This is a genomic window from Frigidibacter oleivorans (genome assembly GCF_003993775.1).
GTDB classification, from domain to species: domain Bacteria; phylum Pseudomonadota; class Alphaproteobacteria; order Rhodobacterales; family Rhodobacteraceae; genus Frigidibacter; species Frigidibacter oleivorans.
Map to the genome: position 1 here is coordinate 183,599 of NZ_RJRZ01000002.1, position 17,310 is coordinate 200,908.

Below are 17,310 nucleotides of genomic sequence, written 5' to 3' on the forward strand. Positions count from 1 at the left end.
CGGTTTTCCTTCGCCCGCGCAGCCGCTATATGCACGGGGCAACGGAAAGGCGCATTCCCGTGTTCCGCTTCTTCGAAAACCTCGTCGATCCCTACGCCCCCTATCCCGAGGCGGATACCCCGCCCCGGACGCTGTGGGCGTTCCTGTGGTCCTATTGCGGGCCGTTCCGCAGCGTGTTCGCGGTGACGGCGATCCTGTCGGTGCTGGTCGCCTCGCTGGACGTGGCGCTGATCTGGTATGTCGGCCGGGTGGTGGACCTGCTGTCCTCGGGCGATCCGGGGGCGGTGCTGGCGGCGCATGGGCTTGAATTCGCGGGTGCGGCCTTCGTCATCCTCGTGCTGCGGCCGATCATCGCCGGCGCGGACATGGCGCTGCTGCACAACACGATCCTGACCAATTTCGGCACGCTGATCCGCTGGCGCGCGCATCGGCATGTGCTGCGCCAGCCCGTCGGCTGGTTCGAGAACGACTTCGCCGGGCGCATCGCCAACCGGATCATGCAGACCCCGCCCGCGGCGGGGGATGCGGTGTTCCAGACTTTCGACGCGATGGCCTTCGCGGTGACCACGGTCATCGGGTCCTTCGCGATGCTGGCCGGGGCGGACCTGCGGCTGACGCTGCCGCTGATCCTGTGGCTGCTCGCCTATCTCGCGCTTCTGCGCTGGACGGTGCGGCGGGCGGGGCCGGCGTCGAAGGCATCCTCGGACGCGCGGTCGGCGATCACCGGGCGCGTGGTGGACAGCTATACCAACATCCATTCGGTGAAGCTGTTCGCGCATCACGACCGCGAGATCGGCTATGCCAAGGACGCCATCGAGACTGCCCGCCGGACCTTCCAGAAGGAAATGCGGATCATCACCTCGATGGACGTGATGCTGACGGTGCTGAACGGGCTGCTGATCGTCGGGGTCACCGGCTGGGCGATGGCGCTGTGGCATGGCGGGCAGGCGACGGTGGGCGTGGTCGCGGCGGCGGCGGCGCTGGTCCTGCGGCTGAACAACCTGACCTACTGGATCATGTGGGCCACCACTGGGCTGGTGCAGGCGCTGGGCACGGTGGCCGAGGGGATGGAAACCATCGCCCAGCCCATCGCGCTGACCGACCGGCCGGCCGCGCCGCCGCTGGCGCTGCGCGAGGGCCGGATCGAGATCGACGCGCTGACCCATCACTACGGGCGCGGCAGCGGCGGGCTCGACCGGCTGACGCTTTCCATCGCGCCGGGCGAGAAGGTGGGCATCGTCGGGCGGTCCGGCGCGGGCAAGTCGACGCTGGTGAAGCTGATCCTGCGGTTCTACGACCCCGAGGAGGGGCGCATCCTGATCGACGGGCAGGACATCGTGCAGGTGTCGCAGGATTCGCTGCGCGCCAAGATCGGCATGGTCCAGCAGGATTCGAGCCTGCTGCACCGGTCGGTGCGCGACAACATCCTCTACGGCCGCCCCGATGCGACCGAGGCGGAGATGATCGCCGCCGCCCGCCGGGCCGAGGCGCATGACTTCATCCTGACGCTGAAGGACCCCGAGGGCCGCAGCGGCTATGACGCGCAGGTGGGCGAACGGGGGGTGAAGCTGTCGGGGGGCCAGCGGCAGCGGGTTGCGCTGGCGCGGGTGATCCTGAAGGACGCGCCGATCCTCGTGTTGGACGAGGCGACCTCGGCCCTGGACAGCGAGGTCGAGGCGGCAATTCAGGACACGCTTTATGGCGTGATGGAAGGCAAGACGGTGATCGCCATCGCGCACCGGCTGTCCACCATCGCGCGGATGGACCGGATCGTGGTGATCGAGGCGGGCCGCATCGCCGAGGAAGGCAGCCATGCCGACCTGCTGGCCGCGGGCGGGCTGTATGCCCGGTTCTGGGATCATCAGTCGGGGGGCTTCATCGGCACCGATCTGGACGAAAGGGCCGCCGAATGAACACCGACCGGATGATCGACGCCTTCAGCCCCGCCGAGGGTCCGCCGCCGCAAAGCCTGGGCGCGTTTTTCGCCTGGTGCCTCGCCGGGGCGTGGAAGGTGCTGGTCTGGGCGGGGCTCTTCTCGGTCGCGGCCGGCGCGCTGGAGGTGGTGTCGGCGGTGGTGCTGGGCCGGGTGATCGACGGGGCGCTGTCCTCGACCCCCGAGACGGTGTTCCGCGATCACTGGCCGCTGTTCCTGTCGGCGGCGCTGTTCTACATGGTGGTGCGGCCGGGCATCTTCGGCCTGTCCTCGGCCTCGAACAGCATCCTCGTGCAGCCGAACCTGCTGCCGCTGGTGCTGTCGCGGCTGCACCGCTGGACGATGGGGCAGGCGGTCACCTTCTTCGATAACGATTTTGCCGGCCGCATCGCGCAAAAGCAGATGCAGACCGCCCGCGCCGTCACCGATGTGGCGAGCGAGGTGATCAACGTCGTTGCCTTCGCGCTGGCCTCGGTGATCGGGTCGGTGATCTTCCTCGTGGCCATCGACGCCTGGATCGCGGTGGCGCTGGCGGCGTGGCTCGTCGTCTATCTGGGGATGATCCGCTGGTTCCTGCCCCGGGTGCGCGGCCGGTCGGCCGCCCGCGCCTCGGCCCGGGCGATGGTGACGGGGCAGGTGGTGGACACGATCACCAACATCAAGACCGTCAAGCTGTTCGCCCATGCCGATCACGAGGATCGCGCCGCCCTGTCGGCGATGGCGGGGTTCCGCGACCGGGCGCTGGATTTCGGCTATGTCTCGGCCTCGTTCCGCTTCTCGCTGATGACGCTGTCGGGGCTGCTGCCGATCATCCTGATCGGTGGCGCGATCCTGCTGTGGCAACAGGGCGGGGCGACGGCGGGCGACATCGCCGCCTCGGGCGCCATCTCGCTGCGGATCGCGCAGATGTCGGGCTGGGTCAGCATGACGCTGATGTCGATCTATGGCAGCGTCGGCGAGGTCGAGGACGGGATGCGCACCCTGTCGCCGCCCCACAGCCTGACCGACGCGCCGGATGCCGAGGTGCTGGGCCGCGTCACCGGCGCGGTGGCCTTCGACCGGATCACCTTCACCTATGGCCGGGGCGGCGGCGGCGGGGTGCAGGGCATCGACCTGACCATCCACCCGGGCGAACGCGTGGGCATCGTCGGCGCCTCGGGCGCGGGCAAGTCCACGCTCGTGGCGCTGTTGCTGCGGCTCTACGATGTCGAGGCCGGGGCGATCCGCATCGACGGGCACGACATCCGCCGCGTGACGCAGGAAAGCCTGCGCCGGCAGATCGGCATGGTCACGCAGGAAACCGCGATGTTCAACCGCTCGGCCCGCGAGAACATCCTCTACGGCGATCCCGGCGCCAGCGAAGAGGCGATGATCGCCGCCGCCAGGGCCGCCGAGGCGCATGAGTTCATCCTCGGGCTGCGCGACCATGCGGGGCGGACCGGCTATGACGCCCATCTGGGCGAGCGCGGGGTAAAGCTGTCGGGCGGCCAGCGGCAGCGGATCGCGCTGGCCCGTGCCTTCCTGAAGAACGCGCCGATCCTGGTGCTGGACGAGGCGACCTCGGCCCTGGACAGCGAGGTCGAGGCCTCGATCCAGACCGCGCTGACGCAGGTGATGCAGGGCAAGACGGTGCTGGCCATCGCGCACCGGCTGTCCACCATCGCGGCGATGGACCGGATCGTGGTGATGGATGCCGGCCGGATCGTCGAACAGGGCAGCCATGACGAGCTGCTGGCGCGGGGCGGGCTGTATGCCCGCTACTGGAACCGGCAGTCCGGCGGCTTCATCGGCACCGACGAGGACGAGACCGGGGCGGAGGCCGCCGAGTGATCCTGACGGTCGAGCGGCTGGGGCACCGGGGCGATGGCATCGCCCAGGGACCGGACGGGCCGGTGCGGGTGGCGATGGCGCTGCCCGGCGAGGTGGTGGAGGGCGAGCCCGAGGCGGGCCGCATCGCCGCGCCGCGCATCCTGACGCCCTCGCCCGACCGGGTGCGCGCGCCCTGCGCCCATTTCCGCGCCTGCGGCGGCTGTTCGCTGCAACATGCCTCGGATCCCTTCGTCGCCGGCTGGAAGGCACAGGCGGTGCTGTCGGCCCTGTCCGCGCGCGGCATCGCGGCCGAGGTGGCGGCGGTCCGGACCTCGCCCCCCCGGTCGCGGCGGCGGGCGGTGCTGGCCGGGCGGCGGACGAAGAAGGGCGTGACCCTGGGCTTTCACGCCCGAGCCTCCGACACGGTGGTCGAGATCGCGGATTGCCACCTGCTGCACCCGGCGCTGATGGCGGCGCTGCCGGTGCTGCGCGCCGTGGTGGCGGCGGGGGCCAGCCGCAAGGGCGGGCTGGACCTGACCGTGACGCACAGCAGCGGGGGCATCGACCTTGCGGTGGCGGGCGGCAAGCCGATGGACGCGGGCCTGTTCCAGACGCTCGCCGCGCTGGCCGAGGGCGCCGACCTTGCCCGCCTGACCTGGGAGGGCGAGCCGGTGGCGACCCGCCGCCCGCCCGCGCAGGAGTTCGGGCGGGCGCGGGTGGTGCCGCCGCCCGGCGGCTTCCTGCAGGCGACGCAGGCGGGCGAGGCGGCCCTGGTCGCCGCGGTGCGCGCCCATATCGGCGCGGCGCGGCAGGTGGCGGACCTGTTCGCGGGGGCGGGCACCTTCGCACTGCCCCTGGCCGAAACGGCCGAGGTGCATGCGGTCGAGGGTGAGGCGGCGCCGCTGGCCGCGCTGCAGGCTGGGTGGCGGCAGGCACCGGGCCTGCGGCGGGTGACGGTCGAGGCGCGCGACCTGTTCCGCCGGCCGCTGCTGCCGGACGAACTGGCGGGGTTCGATGCGGTGGTGATCGACCCGCCGCGCGCGGGCTGCGAGGCGCAGGCGGCGGAGCTGGCGCGGTCGAGCGTGCCGGTGATCGCCGCGGTGTCCTGCAACCCCGTCACCTTCGCCCGCGACGCCCAGACGCTGATCGCCGGCGGCTATCGCATGGGTCCGGTGACGGTGGTGGACCAGTTCCGCTGGTCGCCGCATGTCGAGCTGGTCGCGCCCTTCCGGCGCTGACGCTTTCGTGAGCGGCTTCCCGCCGTCTAGGCGCTGCGGCGAAATCGGTGTATGACCGCGGAAAACGGGACAGGCACCGCTTCCATGCGTTTCTTCAAGGTATTCCTGCTGCTTGCCGGGCTGGCCATGCTCGCCGCCTGCGGCGATTCCAAGTTCAAAACCTATCACGGGCCCGAGGTCACGCAGGTCTATGTCAGCAAGACCGACCGCAAGATGTACCTGCTGCACGGCAACCGCGTGCTGGAGGCCTATGACATCTACCTCGGCAATGCGCCGCAGGGACCGAAGCAGTTCGAGGGCGACGGCAAGACGCCGGAAGGGGTCTATTACATCGACCGCCGCAACCCGAACAGCCGCTATCACCTGTCGCTGGGCATTTCCTACCCGAATCCCAACGACGTGGCCTTCGCCCAAGAGGCCGGCAAGCGCCCCGGCGGCGACATCTTCATCCATGGCGAGGGCGACCTGCGGCGGGGCAAGGCGGACTGGACCGCCGGCTGCATCGCGGTGCGCAACAAGGAAATCGAGGACATCTACGCGATGGTCCGCGACGGCACGCCGATCATCATCTATCCGTGAGCGCCTCGGGGCGCCTCAGCCGCGGGCGCCTCAGCCGCCGGTGACCATGGTCCACCAGATCTTGCCGGCGGGTTCCTGATACCAGGCAAAGCCCATGTCGCGGGCCATCGGGTCCACCACCACCTGCGCGGTGGTCGGGTCCGCCATCCAGGCCGACAGCGTTTCCAGCTCGGTCTCGAAGCTTTCCGAGATGTTCTCGCCCAGCATGGTGCCGGGATAGCCCGCGCGGCGCACCCGGTCGATCGGCGAGGATCCGTCCGAGCCGAAATGCCAGGGCCGGTTTTGCACATGCATGTCGCGGGCATGGGTGGCAGCGGCGGCGTTCAGCTGCGCGTTCAGCTGCAGGGGCGTCAGCCCGCGGGCCTGGCGCAGCGCGTTCACGGCATCCAGCATCCGGTACTGGATCTGGCCCTCGCTGCCCGGCCGGATCGCATAGACCCGCGGCAGCGGCTTGCCATCGGCCCCCAGCCGGGGCGGCTCGCCGACGCTGCAGGCGGCGAGGACGAGGGCTGCGGAAAGCAGGAGGCCGGTGGTGCGGGTCATGTCTGGTCCTGAGCGGGGTGCATCATGCGGCTTGCAGCTGTAGCGCCTTCACCGCGGCGGTTCAAACGCAACGTGCTGCCGCTGACGGCGGTTTGAATTGCGGAATTTCGCGGCCGCGCCTATCTTCCGGCCGGTTTTCGCAACCGGCGGCGGACCTTCGCCGGCCGGTCGAGGGGCAGGGTCCGGGAACAGGGCCATGGCAGCGGTGCAAGGAGAGAAACGGATGCAGAACCAGCGGACAGGCGGTCGGCCGGGCGGGCTGGGCCGCCGGGCCTTTCTCGGGACGGCGGCGGCGTTGGCGGCGACGCCCGCGCTGACCCAGTCGGCGCTGGCCCAGTCGGGCGGGCAGCTGATGAACGGCAGCACCCAGATGGAAACCGCCGTCACCTCGGTCTCGCGCCGCAATGCGTCAAGCTTCCGGTCGCTGCAGTGGCAGCCCTATTTCGGCAGCCTGAAGAACGGCGCCATCCTCGTCGACATCACGTCCCGCGCGCTGCACTACTGGTCCGAGGATGAATCGGTCTACAAGCTGTATCCGACCTCGGTTCCCGTCTCGGACGAACTGACCCGGCTGGGCGAGACCGAGGTGATCCAGAAGGTGGTGGCGCCGACATGGCGGCCGACGCCCTCGATGAAGGAGCGCAACCCCGAATGGCCGGATGTGGTGGAAGGCGGCGCGCCCGAAAACCCGCTCGGTCCCTATGCGCTGTACCTGTCGTGGCAGTACTACCGGATCCACGGCACACATGACACGCGCAAGATCGGTCGGCGGTCGTCGAACGGCTGCATCGGGCTCTATAATGAGCATATCACGGAACTTTTTTCGCTGGCGAAAGTAGGCACGCAGGTGTTGCTAATTTGACGACATCGAAAGGCCGTCTTCTGCGGCTGCGCGAGGTGCCCGTTGCAAATCACTTCGGTAGCTGCTTAGACGGAGACACGAGGTACAGACTTGAGCCTTCTTGCCGTCCTCACAAAGAATCGGCACGGGGCGTAACTGGAGGTTACTATGAAGAAAATCGCGCTCGCCGCTGCTCTGTCGGTCGCCGCTTCCACCGCTTTCGCCGGCGGCTATGTTGAGCCGATCATCGAGCCGGAAGTCATCGTCGAGGACACCTCGTCCTCGTCGGCCGGCATCGTTGTTCCGCTGCTGCTGCTGGTTCTGGTCGCTGCCGCCGTGGCCGCCGACTGATCGAACCGCAAGGTTTCAGACGACTGGAAAGGCGGTGGCATGTCCACCGCCTTTTCGTTTGCCCCGACGGGTTCTCTGACAGGCGCCGGAACCGGGCGGGCCCGGTCCGGGCGGGCCAGGTCAGACCCAGCCCGCGAGGTTCTCCCCGATCACCGCCATCAGCGCCGTCACATGCGCCGGATCGGCGTTGAGGCAGGGGATATAGGTGAAGGTCTCGCCCCCGGCATGGAGGAAGCTTTCGCGGATCTCGCCGTTGATCTCTTCCAGCGTCTCGATGCAGTCGGCGCTGAAGGCGGGCGAGACGACGGCGATGTGGCGCCTGCCCTGCCGCGCCAGCTCGGCCACGTGTTCCACCGTATAGGGCCGCAGCCATTCCTCCGGGCCGAAGACCGACTGGAAGGTGGTGTCGATCGCGCCCCTGTCCCAGCCCAGCCGTTCGCGCAGCAGGCGCGAGGTCTTTTGGCACTGGCAATGGTAGGGGTCGCCCTGCATCAGATAGCGCTTCGGCATCCCGTGATAGGAGGCCACCAGCACATCCGGCCGCGCCGGCAGCGTGGCATAGACCCGCTCCACCGATTGCGCCAGCGCCTCGATATACAGCGGATGCGCGCAATATTCGGGCACGGTGCGGCTGGCGGGCTGACGTTTCTGCCGCATCAGCGCGCGGAAGAACTGGTCGTTCGCGGTGGCCGAGGTCGCGCCCGCGTATTGCGGATAGAGCGGGAAGAACAGGATGCGGGTGCAGCCCGCCTTCACCATCCGGTCTACCACCGAGGCCGTGGACGGGTTGCCATAGCGCATGCAGAAATCGACCAGAACCTTGTCGCCCCAACGGGATAGGGCCGCGGCGGCGATGGCGGCGGTCTGGTCGCGGGTGATGGTCATCAACGGGCTTTCGCCGCGCTCCTCGTTCCAGATCGACTTGTAGTTCGCGCCCGAGGTGAAGGGGCGCTTGGCCAGGATCACCGTCTGCAGCAGCGGCTGCCATTTCCAGGACGGGTAGTCGATCACCCGCTTGTCCGACAGGAACTCGTTCAGGTACCGTCTCATCGACCAGTAGTCATAGCCGTCCGGCGTCCCGAGATTGGCAAGAAGGATGCCGATCCGTTCCGCCGGCAGGGCCGGATGGTCTGCGGGGGCATGGGCGGGTCGCTGGGCAGGCGGCAGGACGCGCGGCTGCGGCTCGGTCATCTGGATCGTCCTCGGACTTGGCTTCTGGTCGGAACCGAACCGCAGATAACCTGTTTTGGCTATGGGTCAATCGGAACCGCCCCCGGCAGATTGCCGCAAGTCCGAACCGCCAGGGGCGACTTCGGAACCATGACGATGACAGGAAGGACGACCGACAGGATGACATTTCAGGAACCGCCGGGACTGGACCCGCGCGGCGATGCCATTTTTCTGGATTTCGACGGCACACTGGTCGAGATCGCCCCCACACCCGATGCGGTAGAGATCCCGCAGGGCATGGCGGACCTGCTGAACCGCCTGCACGACGCCTCCGAAGGCGCGCTGGCGCTGGTCTCGGGCCGCGCCATCGCCGATCTGGCAGGCTTCCTGCCCGGCTATCGCGGGCCGATCATCGGCAGCCACGGGGCCGAGGCGCGGGGCCTGCCCACGCTGGCCGCTGCGGATGGCGCGGCGCAGGACCTTGCGCCGCTGCATGCGCGCTTTGCCGACTTCGCCGCGCCGCGCGGCCTGCTGGCGGAACCGAAGCCGCATGGCGCGGCGATCCATTTCCGCGGCAATCCCGAGGCCGAGGACGAGGCGCGCGCCTTTGTGGAAGAGGTGCTGGCCGACTGGCCGGACCTGAAGATCCAGCCCGCGAAGATGGCCTTCGAGCTGAAGCCGAAATCCGCGTCCAAGGACATCGCCCTGCGCCGGATCGCGGACGAGCCGCCCTTCGCCGGCCGCCGCCCGGTCTATGCCGGCGACGACGCCACCGACGAGCCCGCCATCGGCTGGGCGCAGCAGGCCGGCGGGCTCGGCGTCAAGATCGGCGACGGCGCATCGCAGGCGCGGCACCGGCTGGCGGGGCCGGCCGAGGTGCTGGTCTGGCTGCGCGCGGCGGATATGTAGGGGGCAGGGGCATGGGACGACTGATCTGCATTTCCAACCGGATCCCGCTGGGGCCGAACCCCTCGGGCGGGCTGGTGGTGGCGCTGCAGGACGTGCTGGAGCGTACCGGCGGCATCTGGATCGGCTCTGCCGCCGAGACGGTCGAGGAACCGGCAGAGACGCTGACCGAGGTGGAGGGCGGACCCTTCCGCCGCCTGTCCTTCGACCTGTCGGCGGACGAGAAGGAAAACTACTACGCCGGCCATTCCAATTCGATGCTGTGGCCGCTGTTCCACGACCGCGCCGACCTGATCGAGATCCGCAGCGAATATTACGATGCCTATCGCACGGTGAACCGGCGCATCGCCCGGCTGGTGGCCACGATCCTGAAGCCCGACGACCGGATCTGGGTGCATGACTTCCACCTGCTGCCGCTGGCGCACGAGCTGCGGGCACTGGGGGCGAAGAACCCCGTGGGCTTCTTCCTGCACACGCCCTTCCCGACCCCGCTGGGCCTGCAGGCGATGCCCTACGGGGCCGAGCTGTGCCACTGGCTGATGGAATACGACCTTGTCGGCCTGCAGGCGGAACGCGACGTGGTTCATGCGGTGGGCGGGATGCAACTGCTGGGCGGGGCCGAGCTGCAGGACGACGGCCGGATGCGCATGGGGGCGCTGTCGACGCGGATCGCGGCCTTCCCCATCGGCATCGACACGGACGATTTCGCCCGTCTGGCGGCGACGCAGTTCGACCTCTTGCCGCAGGGGATCGTGAAGCCGACGCGGCAGATGATGATCGGCGTGGACCGGCTGGACTATTCCAAGGGCCTGCCGCAACGCTTCCGCGCTTTCGGAACCTTCCTCGAACGCAACGAGGAATGGCACCGCCACGTCTCGCTGCTGCAGATCTCGCCGCCCACCCGCGAGGGGGTGAAGGCCTATGATGCGATCCGGGACGAGCTGGAATCGCTGTCGGGCCGGGTCAACGGCCGCTTCGCCGACATCACCTGGCAGCCGATCCGCTATATCCACCGGCCGATCCCGCGCGACACGCTGGCGGGCCTGTACCGCGCCGCGCATGTGGGGCTGGTGACGCCGCTGATGGACGGGATGAACCTCGTGGCGAAGGAATTCGTCGCGGCGCAGAACCCCGACGATCCGGGCGTGCTGATTCTCAGCCGCTTTGCCGGCGCGGCCGAACAGATGGAGGCGGCGCTGCTGGTCAATCCCCATGACGAACAGGGCGTGTCCGACACGATCCTGACCGCGCTGACCATGCCGCGTCACGAACGGCAGGAACGCTGGGAGCTGCTGATGGCCGGTGTGCAGGCGCAGGACGTGCACTGGTGGTCAGAGGCCTTCCTGTCGGCGCTGGACGGGGCGGTAGAGGGGGCGGTAGATCGCGCAACACAGGCCGAGGAGCCGCCGCAGGAGGCCGAGGCGCCGACCGGGGCCGCCTGATCCCGGCCCGCCTGAACCCGGCCCGTCAGTCGCGCGGCCGCAGCGCATCGGCCAGCCGGGTGGCGGCGGAACCGGGGCGCAGGGGCTGCTGCTGGCTGTCATGCGGGGCCCATCCGGTCAGGAAGATCGTCTCGACCGTGGCGCGGATGCGGCCTTCGGGCGCGGGGTAGCCGGCAGCATAGCGCCGCCCCGCCTCCGCCAGCATCGCGGCGGGCATCGGCGCCGGGTGGCGGGCGGCCAGCGCATTCGTCTCGCCCATCGCCCGCAGGTCGCGCACCAGATGCGGCAGGCCCCGATATTCCACCTGCCGCGTCACCGCGTCGGCCACCGGCAGCGCGAAGCCCGCGCGCTGCAAGAGCCCGCCCAGATCGCGGATCTCCGCCATCGGCAGCACCCGGGGCGACAGCCCGCCGGTCACCGCCGACTCGGCCTCTGCCAGCACGGCGCGCAATTCCTGCAGGCTGCGCCCGCCGAACAGCACGCCGAGGAACAGCCCGTCGGGCCGCAGCGCGCGGCGGCACTGCACCAGCTGCCCCACCGGGTCATCGGCCCAGTGCAGCGCCAGCGCGTGGATCACCAGATCATGCGCGCCGGGGCCTAGCCCCAGATCCTCGGCATCCGGCAGGATCAGCGCATCGGGAAAGGCCTGCCATGCCTCGGGGAAGGGCGTCACGATGGCGGGGGCCGTAAACGCCCTGTTAACCTCGGCCAGCCTTTCCTGAACCTCGTCCGCTGCCTCCTGGTGCAGGAACAGCGCCGGCCCCTGCCGCCGGGCGCGGGCGCGGTGGCGGGCAAGCGCGGCGCGGTCGGTCAGGCGCGGGGCGGCGGGGGAATTCGACTGGGTCATGATGGATGCATCTAGGGGCGGTCCCGATGGAATGCAAAGCCCGGCAAGGCCGGCGGCGGCCCTGCGCCGGATCGCGCGGCGCGGCTGGCGGGGCGGGATCGACCTGATCTTTCCGCCGCAATGCGTCGCCTGCGACGCCCCGGTCGCCGAACCCTTCGGCCTGTGCCCGGCCTGCTGGGGCAATGCGGGTTTCATCCGGGGGCTGGCCTGCGACCTCTGCGGCGCGCCCCTGCCGGGCGAGGCCGAACCGGGCCGGGCCGAACATTGCGACGACTGCCTGCGCGTGGCGCGGCCCTGGGTGCAGGGGCGGGCGGCGATGGTCTATGAGGGCACGGGGCGGCAGCTGGTGCTGGCGCTGAAACATGGCGACCGGCTGGACCTGGTGCCGGCGCTCGCGCGCTGGCTGGCGCAGGCGGCGGCGCCGCTGATCCGGCCGGGCACGCTGATCGCGCCGGTGCCGCTGCACTGGCGGCGGCTGCTGGCGCGGCGGGCGAACCAGTCGGCGCTGCTGTCGGGGGCGCTGGCGCGGGCGGTGAATTGCGACCATTGCCCCGACCTGTTCCGCCGCCGCCGCGCTACGCCCAGCCAGGACGGGCGCAGCCGCGACGACCGGTTCCGCAACCTCGCGGGCGCGATCCGAGTCGCCCCCGCCCGCGCGGCGCGGCTGAGGGACCGCGACCTGCTGATCGTCGATGACGTGATGACATCCGGCGCCACCTTCGCCGCCGCGGCCGAGGCGGCGCTGGCGGCCGGCGCAGGCTCGGTGCGTGTTCTGTCGCTGGCGCGCGTTGCGAAGGACGGCTGAAGTCCTATAGTCCTTGCCAACCGGAAAGGACCACCATGCAGCCCGTCGAGATCTACACCACCCCCACCTGCCCCTATTGCCATGCGGCCAAGCGCCTGCTGGCCCGGAAGGGCGCCGCCTATACCGAAATCGACGTCAGCCGCGATTTTGCGCTGCGCGAGACAATGATGGAGCGGGCCGGCGGGCGGCGCACCGTGCCGCAGATCTTCATCGGCGGCCAGCATGTCGGCGGGTCCGATGACCTGCACGCGCTGGACCATGCCGGCCGGCTCGACCCGCTGCTGAAGGGGTGAGGCGATGCGCGTCGCGCTGCTGCAGATCACCTCGACCGACCAGCCCGCCGAAAACCTCGACATGGTGCGCCGGATGCTGCGCGAGGCGGCAGCGCGCAGCGTCGACTTCGTGCTGACGCCCGAGGTGACGAACTGCATTTCGTCGGACCGGACCCATCAGCAGGCGGTGCTGCGCACCGAGGAGGAGGACGAGACGCTGCCCGCGCTGCGGGCCGAGGCGGCGCAGGCCGGCATCTGGCTGCTGATCGGCTCGCTGGCGCTGAAGACCGGCGACGCGGATGGCCGCTTTGCCAATCGCAGCTTCCTGATCGGCCCGGATGGCAGCGTGGTGGCGCGCTACGACAAGATCCACATGTTCGACGTGACGGTGTCCGAGACCGAGCAATATCGCGAATCCGCCGGCTACTGCCCCGGCGATCACGCCGTGCTGGCGGAAACGCCCTTCGCACGGATCGGGATGACCGTCTGCTACGACGTGCGCTTCCCGCATCTGTATCGCCGGCTGGCGCAGGCGGGGGCGCAGGTGCTGACTGTGCCCGCCGCCTTCAACGACACCACCGGCGCCGCGCATTGGGAGGTGCTGCTGCGCGCCCGCGCGATCGAGACGGGGTGCTGGGTGCTGGCGCCCGCGCAATGCGGCAGCCATGCCGACCACGGCGGACGCCCGCGCCGCACCCATGGCCACAGCCTGGTCGTCGCGCCCTGGGGCGAGGTGGTCGCCGATGGCGGCGCCGCCCCCGGCATCGTCGAGGCGGTCATCGACCTTGCGCAGGTAGACCGGGCGCGGGCGCGGGTTCCGTCGCTGTCCCACGACCGGCCCTTCGACAATCCCTGATGAGCGATGGCGTCGAATCCCTTGCCGCGGCGCTGTTCGCCGAAGTGTTCATGGCTGACCAGCTGGCCCGCGGCGTCGTGTCGAAGGCGCTGCCGAAAGGCATGGAGATCTCGCATTTCTCGGTGCTGAACCATCTGGCTCGCTCGGCCGAGGAACGCACCCCGGCGCAACTGGCGCAGACCTTCCACGTCACCCGGGGCGCGATGACCAACACCCTGTCCAAGCTGGAATGGGCGGGTCATGTCCATATCCGCCCCGACTGGGACGACGCGCGACGCAAGTTCGTGTCGATCAGCCCGGCGGGGCGTGCGGCGCGGGACGCGGCGCTGGCGGCACTGACCCCGGTCATCGCCGAGGTGGTGAAGGCCATCGGCGCCGACAAGGTGCGTGCCGCGCTGCCGGTGCTGCGCGAATTGCGCGCGCGGCTGGACGTCAGCGGCGGATGAACAATCCGCGGCGGTGGGTGTTTCCTGTCTAAAAGGAGAGCCACCATGCCCAATTCACCCAAGTCGCGCGACAAGGCCGATCCGCCCGACCGGCGCAACGACCAGGACGATCACGAGGGCTCGAAGCACCGGCCCGAGGAGTTCGACGTGCAGAACCCGGCGAAACAGGTCGAGCGTCCGACCGAGGAGCCGCCCGTCCGCCGGCGATGATCAGCGGCGGACGCTGGCGGTGACGTAGTTCACGCTCAGGTCGCGGTCGGACAGGGACCAGCTCCACGCGATCGGATTGAAAACCATTCCCCTGCGGTCCGCCGGGTCCAGTCCGGCGGCGCGGATCATCGCGAACAGCTCGTCCGGGGTGATGAACTTCGCCCAGTCATGGGTGCCCTTCGGCAGCCAGCGCATCACCCATTCCGCGCCGACGATCGCCATCATGAAGGACTTGGCGTTGCGGTTGAGGGTCGAGCAGATCATCAGCCCGCCGGGGCGCAACAGGTCGTGGCAGGTGCGCAGGAAGGCGGGCGGGTCCGCCACATGTTCCACCACTTCCATGTTCAGCACCACGTCATAGGCCTCGCCCGCCCCGGCCAGCGCCTCGGCCGTGGTATGGCGATAGTCGATGGCCAGCCCCGACTGTTCGGCATGCAGCCGCGCCACCGGAATGTTGCGCGCGGCAGCGTCGGCACCTGTCACCGCGGCCCCCAGCCGCGCCATCGGTTCCGACAGCAGCCCGCCGCCGCAGCCGATGTCGAGGATCCGCAGCCCGGCGAAGGGCAGGGGCGCGGTCAGGTCGCGGTCGAACTGGGCCGCGATCTGCCGGGTGATATAGTCCAGCCGGCAGGGGTTCATCAGGTGCAGCGGCTTGAACTTGCCCTCGGGGTCCCACCATTCGGCGGCCATCGCCTCGAATTTCGCGACCTCGGCCGGGTCGATGGAGCCGGTCGCGGCGCTGGCGGTCTCTGCTGTCATGGCGGCAACTCCTTCCGGGTGCAACGCCCGGTGGCGGGCGAATATTTTGCGTTATATAGTCCGATCATGGACAGAACCGCAGGTCAAAAGCGCGCGCCCGGCGCCTTGCTCTATCCCCCGTGCGATCCCTACGACCAGCGGCTGCTGGACGTGGGCGAGGGGCATCGCCTGTATGTCGAACAATGCGGCCATCCGAACGGGCTGCCGGTCGTCATCCTGCATGGCGGGCCGGGCGGCGGTTGTTCGCCGGCGATGCGGCGCTATTTCGACCCGTCGGTCTATCGCATCGTGCTGTTCGACCAGCGCGGCTGCGGCCGGTCGCGGCCCCATGCCAGCGTCGAGGCGAACACGACATGGCATCTGGTCGCGGATATCGAGCGCATCCGCAAGGCGCTTGGCATCGACCGCTGGATCGTCTTCGGCGGCAGCTGGGGCGCGACGCTGGGGCTGATCTATGCGCAGGCGCATCCCGACCGCGTGGCGCATCTGGTGCTGCGCGGGGTGTTCCTCGCCACCCGGGCAGAGCTCGACTGGTTCTATGGCGGCGGGGCGGGGAAGTTCTGGCCCGATCTCTGGGCGGGGTTCTGCCAGCCGATCCCCGAGGCGGAACGCGGCGACCTGATCGGCGCCTATCACCGGCGGCTGTTCAGCGGCGACTACGCGACCGAGGCGCGGCATGGCCGGATCTGGGCGCATTGGGAAAATGCACTGGCCTCGGTCGACCATGACCTGCCGCTGGGCGAGGCGGCGCCGGACTATGCCCGTGCCTTCGCCCGGCTGGAGAACCATTATTTCCACCATGACGCCTTCCTGCGCGAGGACGGGCAGATCCTGAAGGACCGCCACTTGATCGACCATGTGCCCGCCACCATCGTGCAGGGGCGCTATGACATGATCTGCCCGCCGGTTTCCGCCTGGCGGCTGGCGCAGGGCTGGACGCGGGCCGATCTGCGGCTGATCCCGGTCGCGGGCCACGCGCTGTCGGAACCGGGGATCAGCGCCGAACTTGTCCGGGTGATGAATGCCCTGCGCGACGGCCCCGCGCGCTGAACCGCCGGAGAGCGCGATGACGACCCTGCCCCTGTTCCTGACTTTCCTTGCCGCCTGCGTCGCTGCCGGCGCCACCGGGTTCCTGTTCAAGCCGGGCCCCTGGTACGATGGCCTGCGCAAGCCCTCCTGGACACCGCCGAACTGGGCCTTCCCGGTGGTGTGGACGGTGCTGTACCTGCTGATGGCCTGGGCCGCGGCCCGGGTCGCCGTGCTGCCCGGCAACGGCCAGGCGCTGGCCTTCTGGGCGATGCAGATCGCGCTGAACACGCTGTGGACGCCGGTGTTTTTCGGCCTGCACCGGATGCTGACGGGGCTGCTGGTGATGGGGGCGCTGCTGGTGGCGGTGGTGGGCACGCTGGTCACCTTCTGGACGCTCGACACGCTGGCGGGGCTGATGATCCTGCCCTACCTCGCCTGGCTGGCGGTGGCGGCCGCGCTGAACCTGTGGATCTGGCGCTTCAATCCGAAGGTCTGACCCGGCCGGCCCCGGCCGCGGGGCCGCCGAAGACTCCGCTTGCAGACTCTGCGGCCTTTGCCTATATCCGCGTCAACAGCGGCGCTGCGGGGTCCAAACTCGCAGCCCAACCGGAAGATGTGCGGGCCGCTTCGGCCCGTTTTTCGTTTTGAGGCACCGGAATGACCGACCTTATCGCCAAGACCGCGATCGACCGTCGCCTGGCCGAGATCGTGCAGCCCGCCATCGAGGGGCTGGGGTTCGAACTGGTGCGCATCCGGCTGATGGGCGGGCAGACCAAGACACTGCAGATCATGGCGGACCGGCCCGAGGGCGGGATCGACGTCGAGGATTGCGCGAAGATTTCCACCGCCGTGTCGGCCGTCCTCGATGTCGAGGACCCGATCGAGGACAACTACAACCTAGAAGTTTCCTCGCCGGGCATCGACCGGCCGCTGACCCGGCTGAAGGATTTCGACGCCTGGGCCGATTACGAGGTGCGGCTGGAGACGACCGAGCAGATCGACGGGCGCAAGCGGTTCAAGGGCATGCTGCGCGGCACCGAGGGCGACGAGGTGCTGATCGAGATCGAGAACGGCGGCGAGTCGGTGGTGATCGGGCTGGAATTCGACTGGCTGGCCGATGCCAAGCTGGTGCTGACCGACGAGCTGATCGCCGAGATGCTGCGCCAGCGCAAGGATGCCGGGATCATCGACGAAAGCCAGTTCGACGAGATTGACGAGACGGACGATACGGAAGGCGCCGAGGATGACGACGCCCCCGCGGTGAAACACTAAGA

The 17,310-nt window shown here is 69.5% G+C and carries 20 protein-coding genes; 16 read left to right on the forward strand and 4 right to left on the reverse strand.

Going from position 1 to position 17,310, the window contains the following annotated elements; genetic code table 11:
* Positions 1-59: 59 nt before the first annotated feature.
* The 4 genes from EEY80_RS03935 to EEY80_RS03950 all read left to right on the forward strand — a co-directional run bounded on the left by EEY80_RS03935 (position 60) and on the right by EEY80_RS03950 (position 5,559).
* Positions 60-1,913 carry an ABC transporter ATP-binding protein gene (locus tag EEY80_RS03935; RefSeq protein ID WP_126975270.1) on the forward strand — a complete coding sequence of 618 codons (1,854 nt, stop codon included), beginning with the start codon at positions 60-62 and terminating at the stop codon, positions 1,911-1,913.
* Complete coding sequence (locus EEY80_RS03940) at positions 1,910-3,763, forward strand: ABC transporter ATP-binding protein (RefSeq protein ID WP_126975271.1); 1,854 nt, start codon at positions 1,910-1,912, stop codon at positions 3,761-3,763. The genes EEY80_RS03935 and EEY80_RS03940 overlap by 4 nt, the downstream gene beginning before the upstream one ends.
* Positions 3,760-4,980, forward strand: a complete 1,221-nt coding sequence (locus tag EEY80_RS03945; RefSeq protein ID WP_126975272.1) for a class I SAM-dependent RNA methyltransferase — start codon at positions 3,760-3,762, stop codon at positions 4,978-4,980. The genes EEY80_RS03940 and EEY80_RS03945 overlap by 4 nt, the downstream gene beginning before the upstream one ends.
* A gap of 84 nt (positions 4,981-5,064) precedes the next feature.
* Positions 5,065-5,559, forward strand: a complete 495-nt coding sequence (locus EEY80_RS03950) for a L,D-transpeptidase family protein (RefSeq protein ID WP_126975273.1) — start codon at positions 5,065-5,067, stop codon at positions 5,557-5,559.
* A 30-nt stretch (positions 5,560-5,589) separates the two neighbouring features.
* On the opposite strand, the gene dalA is transcribed toward EEY80_RS03950, so the two are convergent.
* Positions 5,590-6,102 (reverse strand): divisome-associated lipoprotein DalA, encoded by a 513-nt coding sequence (gene dalA / locus EEY80_RS03955; protein WP_126975274.1) that lies wholly within the window; start codon positions 6,100-6,102, stop codon positions 5,590-5,592.
* A 223-nt stretch (positions 6,103-6,325) separates the two neighbouring features.
* Here dalA and EEY80_RS03960 point away from each other — a divergent pair, with 223 nt between their 5' ends.
* Complete coding sequence (locus EEY80_RS03960) at positions 6,326-6,964, forward strand: L,D-transpeptidase (protein ID WP_126975275.1); 639 nt, start codon at positions 6,326-6,328, stop codon at positions 6,962-6,964.
* 147 nt (positions 6,965-7,111) lie between these two features.
* Entirely contained in the window at positions 7,112-7,294 is a 183-nt protein-coding gene (locus tag EEY80_RS03965; protein ID WP_126975276.1) for a hypothetical protein, read from the forward strand.
* Between the two features lie 120 nt (positions 7,295-7,414).
* Here EEY80_RS03965 and hemH read toward each other — a convergent pair whose 3' ends face one another.
* Positions 7,415-8,485 carry a ferrochelatase gene (hemH, locus tag EEY80_RS03970; RefSeq protein ID WP_126975277.1) on the reverse strand — a complete coding sequence of 357 codons (1,071 nt, stop codon included), beginning with the start codon at positions 8,483-8,485 and terminating at the stop codon, positions 7,415-7,417.
* A 159-nt stretch (positions 8,486-8,644) separates the two neighbouring features.
* Here hemH and otsB point away from each other — a divergent pair, with 159 nt between their 5' ends.
* A complete protein-coding gene (gene otsB / locus EEY80_RS03975) occupies positions 8,645-9,373 on the forward strand; it encodes a trehalose-phosphatase (RefSeq protein WP_164738125.1) in 729 nt (242 codons plus the stop codon).
* Between the two features lie 11 nt (positions 9,374-9,384).
* Positions 9,385-10,812 (forward strand): alpha,alpha-trehalose-phosphate synthase (UDP-forming), encoded by a 1,428-nt coding sequence (locus EEY80_RS03980; protein ID WP_126975279.1) that lies wholly within the window; start codon positions 9,385-9,387, stop codon positions 10,810-10,812.
* A gap of 25 nt (positions 10,813-10,837) precedes the next feature.
* On the opposite strand, the gene EEY80_RS03985 is transcribed toward EEY80_RS03980, so the two are convergent.
* Positions 10,838-11,659, reverse strand: coding sequence for a methyltransferase domain-containing protein (locus tag EEY80_RS03985; RefSeq protein WP_126975280.1), 822 nt, complete (start codon positions 11,657-11,659; stop codon positions 10,838-10,840).
* Between the two features lie 31 nt (positions 11,660-11,690).
* Here EEY80_RS03985 and EEY80_RS03990 point away from each other — a divergent pair, with 31 nt between their 5' ends.
* From EEY80_RS03990 to EEY80_RS19980, 5 genes are read left to right on the forward strand one after another with little or no spacing between them, the layout of a single operon-like run.
* Positions 11,691-12,464, forward strand: a complete 774-nt coding sequence (locus tag EEY80_RS03990) for a ComF family protein (protein ID WP_126975281.1) — start codon at positions 11,691-11,693, stop codon at positions 12,462-12,464.
* A 35-nt stretch (positions 12,465-12,499) separates the two neighbouring features.
* A complete protein-coding gene (gene grxC, locus EEY80_RS03995; protein WP_126975282.1) occupies positions 12,500-12,757 on the forward strand; it encodes a glutaredoxin 3 in 258 nt (85 codons plus the stop codon).
* Positions 12,758-12,761: 4 nt separating this feature from the next.
* A complete protein-coding gene (locus EEY80_RS04000) occupies positions 12,762-13,592 on the forward strand; it encodes a carbon-nitrogen hydrolase family protein (protein ID WP_126975283.1) in 831 nt (276 codons plus the stop codon).
* Entirely contained in the window at positions 13,592-14,038 is a 447-nt protein-coding gene (locus EEY80_RS04005) for a MarR family winged helix-turn-helix transcriptional regulator (RefSeq protein ID WP_126975284.1), read from the forward strand. Before EEY80_RS04000 ends, EEY80_RS04005 begins: the two co-directional genes overlap by 1 nt.
* A gap of 45 nt (positions 14,039-14,083) precedes the next feature.
* The gene (locus EEY80_RS19980; protein ID WP_164738126.1) at positions 14,084-14,248 is read left to right on the forward strand and encodes a hypothetical protein; all 165 of its coding nucleotides are present in this window, start codon (positions 14,084-14,086) and stop codon (positions 14,246-14,248) included.
* Here EEY80_RS19980 and ubiG read toward each other — a convergent pair whose 3' ends face one another.
* The gene (gene ubiG / locus EEY80_RS04010) at positions 14,249-15,007 is read right to left on the reverse strand and encodes a bifunctional 2-polyprenyl-6-hydroxyphenol methylase/3-demethylubiquinol 3-O-methyltransferase UbiG (RefSeq protein ID WP_126975285.1); all 759 of its coding nucleotides are present in this window, start codon (positions 15,005-15,007) and stop codon (positions 14,249-14,251) included. It lies immediately after the preceding gene.
* 66 nt (positions 15,008-15,073) lie between these two features.
* Here ubiG and pip point away from each other — a divergent pair, with 66 nt between their 5' ends.
* The 3 genes from pip (at position 15,074) to rimP (ending at position 17,308) form a co-directional block, all read left to right on the forward strand.
* Complete coding sequence (pip, locus tag EEY80_RS04015; RefSeq protein ID WP_126975286.1) at positions 15,074-16,057, forward strand: prolyl aminopeptidase; 984 nt, start codon at positions 15,074-15,076, stop codon at positions 16,055-16,057.
* 16 nt (positions 16,058-16,073) lie between these two features.
* Complete coding sequence (gene tspO, locus EEY80_RS04020; protein ID WP_126975287.1) at positions 16,074-16,532, forward strand: tryptophan-rich sensory protein TspO; 459 nt, start codon at positions 16,074-16,076, stop codon at positions 16,530-16,532.
* Between the two features lie 161 nt (positions 16,533-16,693).
* A complete protein-coding gene (rimP, locus tag EEY80_RS04025) occupies positions 16,694-17,308 on the forward strand; it encodes a ribosome maturation factor RimP (protein WP_126975288.1) in 615 nt (204 codons plus the stop codon).
* The last annotated feature ends 2 nt before the right edge of the window (positions 17,309-17,310 follow it).

Bases quoted from the DNA above. Each gene is read 5' to 3' on its own strand.
- EEY80_RS03940 (WP_126975271.1), top strand. From the start codon at position 1,910: ATGAACACCGACCGGATGATCGACGCCTTCAGCCCCGCCGAGGGTCCG.
- EEY80_RS03980 (WP_126975279.1), top strand. From the start codon at position 9,385: ATGGGACGACTGATCTGCATTTCCAACCGGATCCCGCTGGGGCCGAAC.
- EEY80_RS03985 (WP_126975280.1), bottom strand. From the start codon at position 11,659: ATGACCCAGTCGAATTCCCCCGCCGCCCCGCGCCTGACCGACCGCGCC.
- hemH (WP_126975277.1), bottom strand. From the start codon at position 8,485: ATGACCGAGCCGCAGCCGCGCGTCCTGCCGCCTGCCCAGCGACCCGCC.
- EEY80_RS03965 (WP_126975276.1), top strand. From the start codon at position 7,112: ATGAAGAAAATCGCGCTCGCCGCTGCTCTGTCGGTCGCCGCTTCCACC.
- tspO (WP_126975287.1), top strand. From the start codon at position 16,074: ATGACGACCCTGCCCCTGTTCCTGACTTTCCTTGCCGCCTGCGTCGCT.
- rimP (WP_126975288.1), top strand. From the start codon at position 16,694: ATGACCGACCTTATCGCCAAGACCGCGATCGACCGTCGCCTGGCCGAG.
- EEY80_RS03990 (WP_126975281.1), top strand. From the start codon at position 11,691: ATGCAAAGCCCGGCAAGGCCGGCGGCGGCCCTGCGCCGGATCGCGCGG.
- dalA (WP_126975274.1), bottom strand. From the start codon at position 6,102: ATGACCCGCACCACCGGCCTCCTGCTTTCCGCAGCCCTCGTCCTCGCC.
- EEY80_RS03950 (WP_126975273.1), top strand. From the start codon at position 5,065: ATGCGTTTCTTCAAGGTATTCCTGCTGCTTGCCGGGCTGGCCATGCTC.
- pip (WP_126975286.1), top strand. From the start codon at position 15,074: ATGGACAGAACCGCAGGTCAAAAGCGCGCGCCCGGCGCCTTGCTCTAT.
- EEY80_RS19980 (WP_164738126.1), top strand. From the start codon at position 14,084: ATGCCCAATTCACCCAAGTCGCGCGACAAGGCCGATCCGCCCGACCGG.
- EEY80_RS04000 (WP_126975283.1), top strand. From the start codon at position 12,762: ATGCGCGTCGCGCTGCTGCAGATCACCTCGACCGACCAGCCCGCCGAA.
- EEY80_RS03960 (WP_126975275.1), top strand. From the start codon at position 6,326: ATGCAGAACCAGCGGACAGGCGGTCGGCCGGGCGGGCTGGGCCGCCGG.
- ubiG (WP_126975285.1), bottom strand. From the start codon at position 15,007: ATGACAGCAGAGACCGCCAGCGCCGCGACCGGCTCCATCGACCCGGCC.
- otsB (WP_164738125.1), top strand. From the start codon at position 8,645: ATGACATTTCAGGAACCGCCGGGACTGGACCCGCGCGGCGATGCCATT.
- EEY80_RS04005 (WP_126975284.1), top strand. From the start codon at position 13,592: ATGAGCGATGGCGTCGAATCCCTTGCCGCGGCGCTGTTCGCCGAAGTG.
- grxC (WP_126975282.1), top strand. From the start codon at position 12,500: ATGCAGCCCGTCGAGATCTACACCACCCCCACCTGCCCCTATTGCCAT.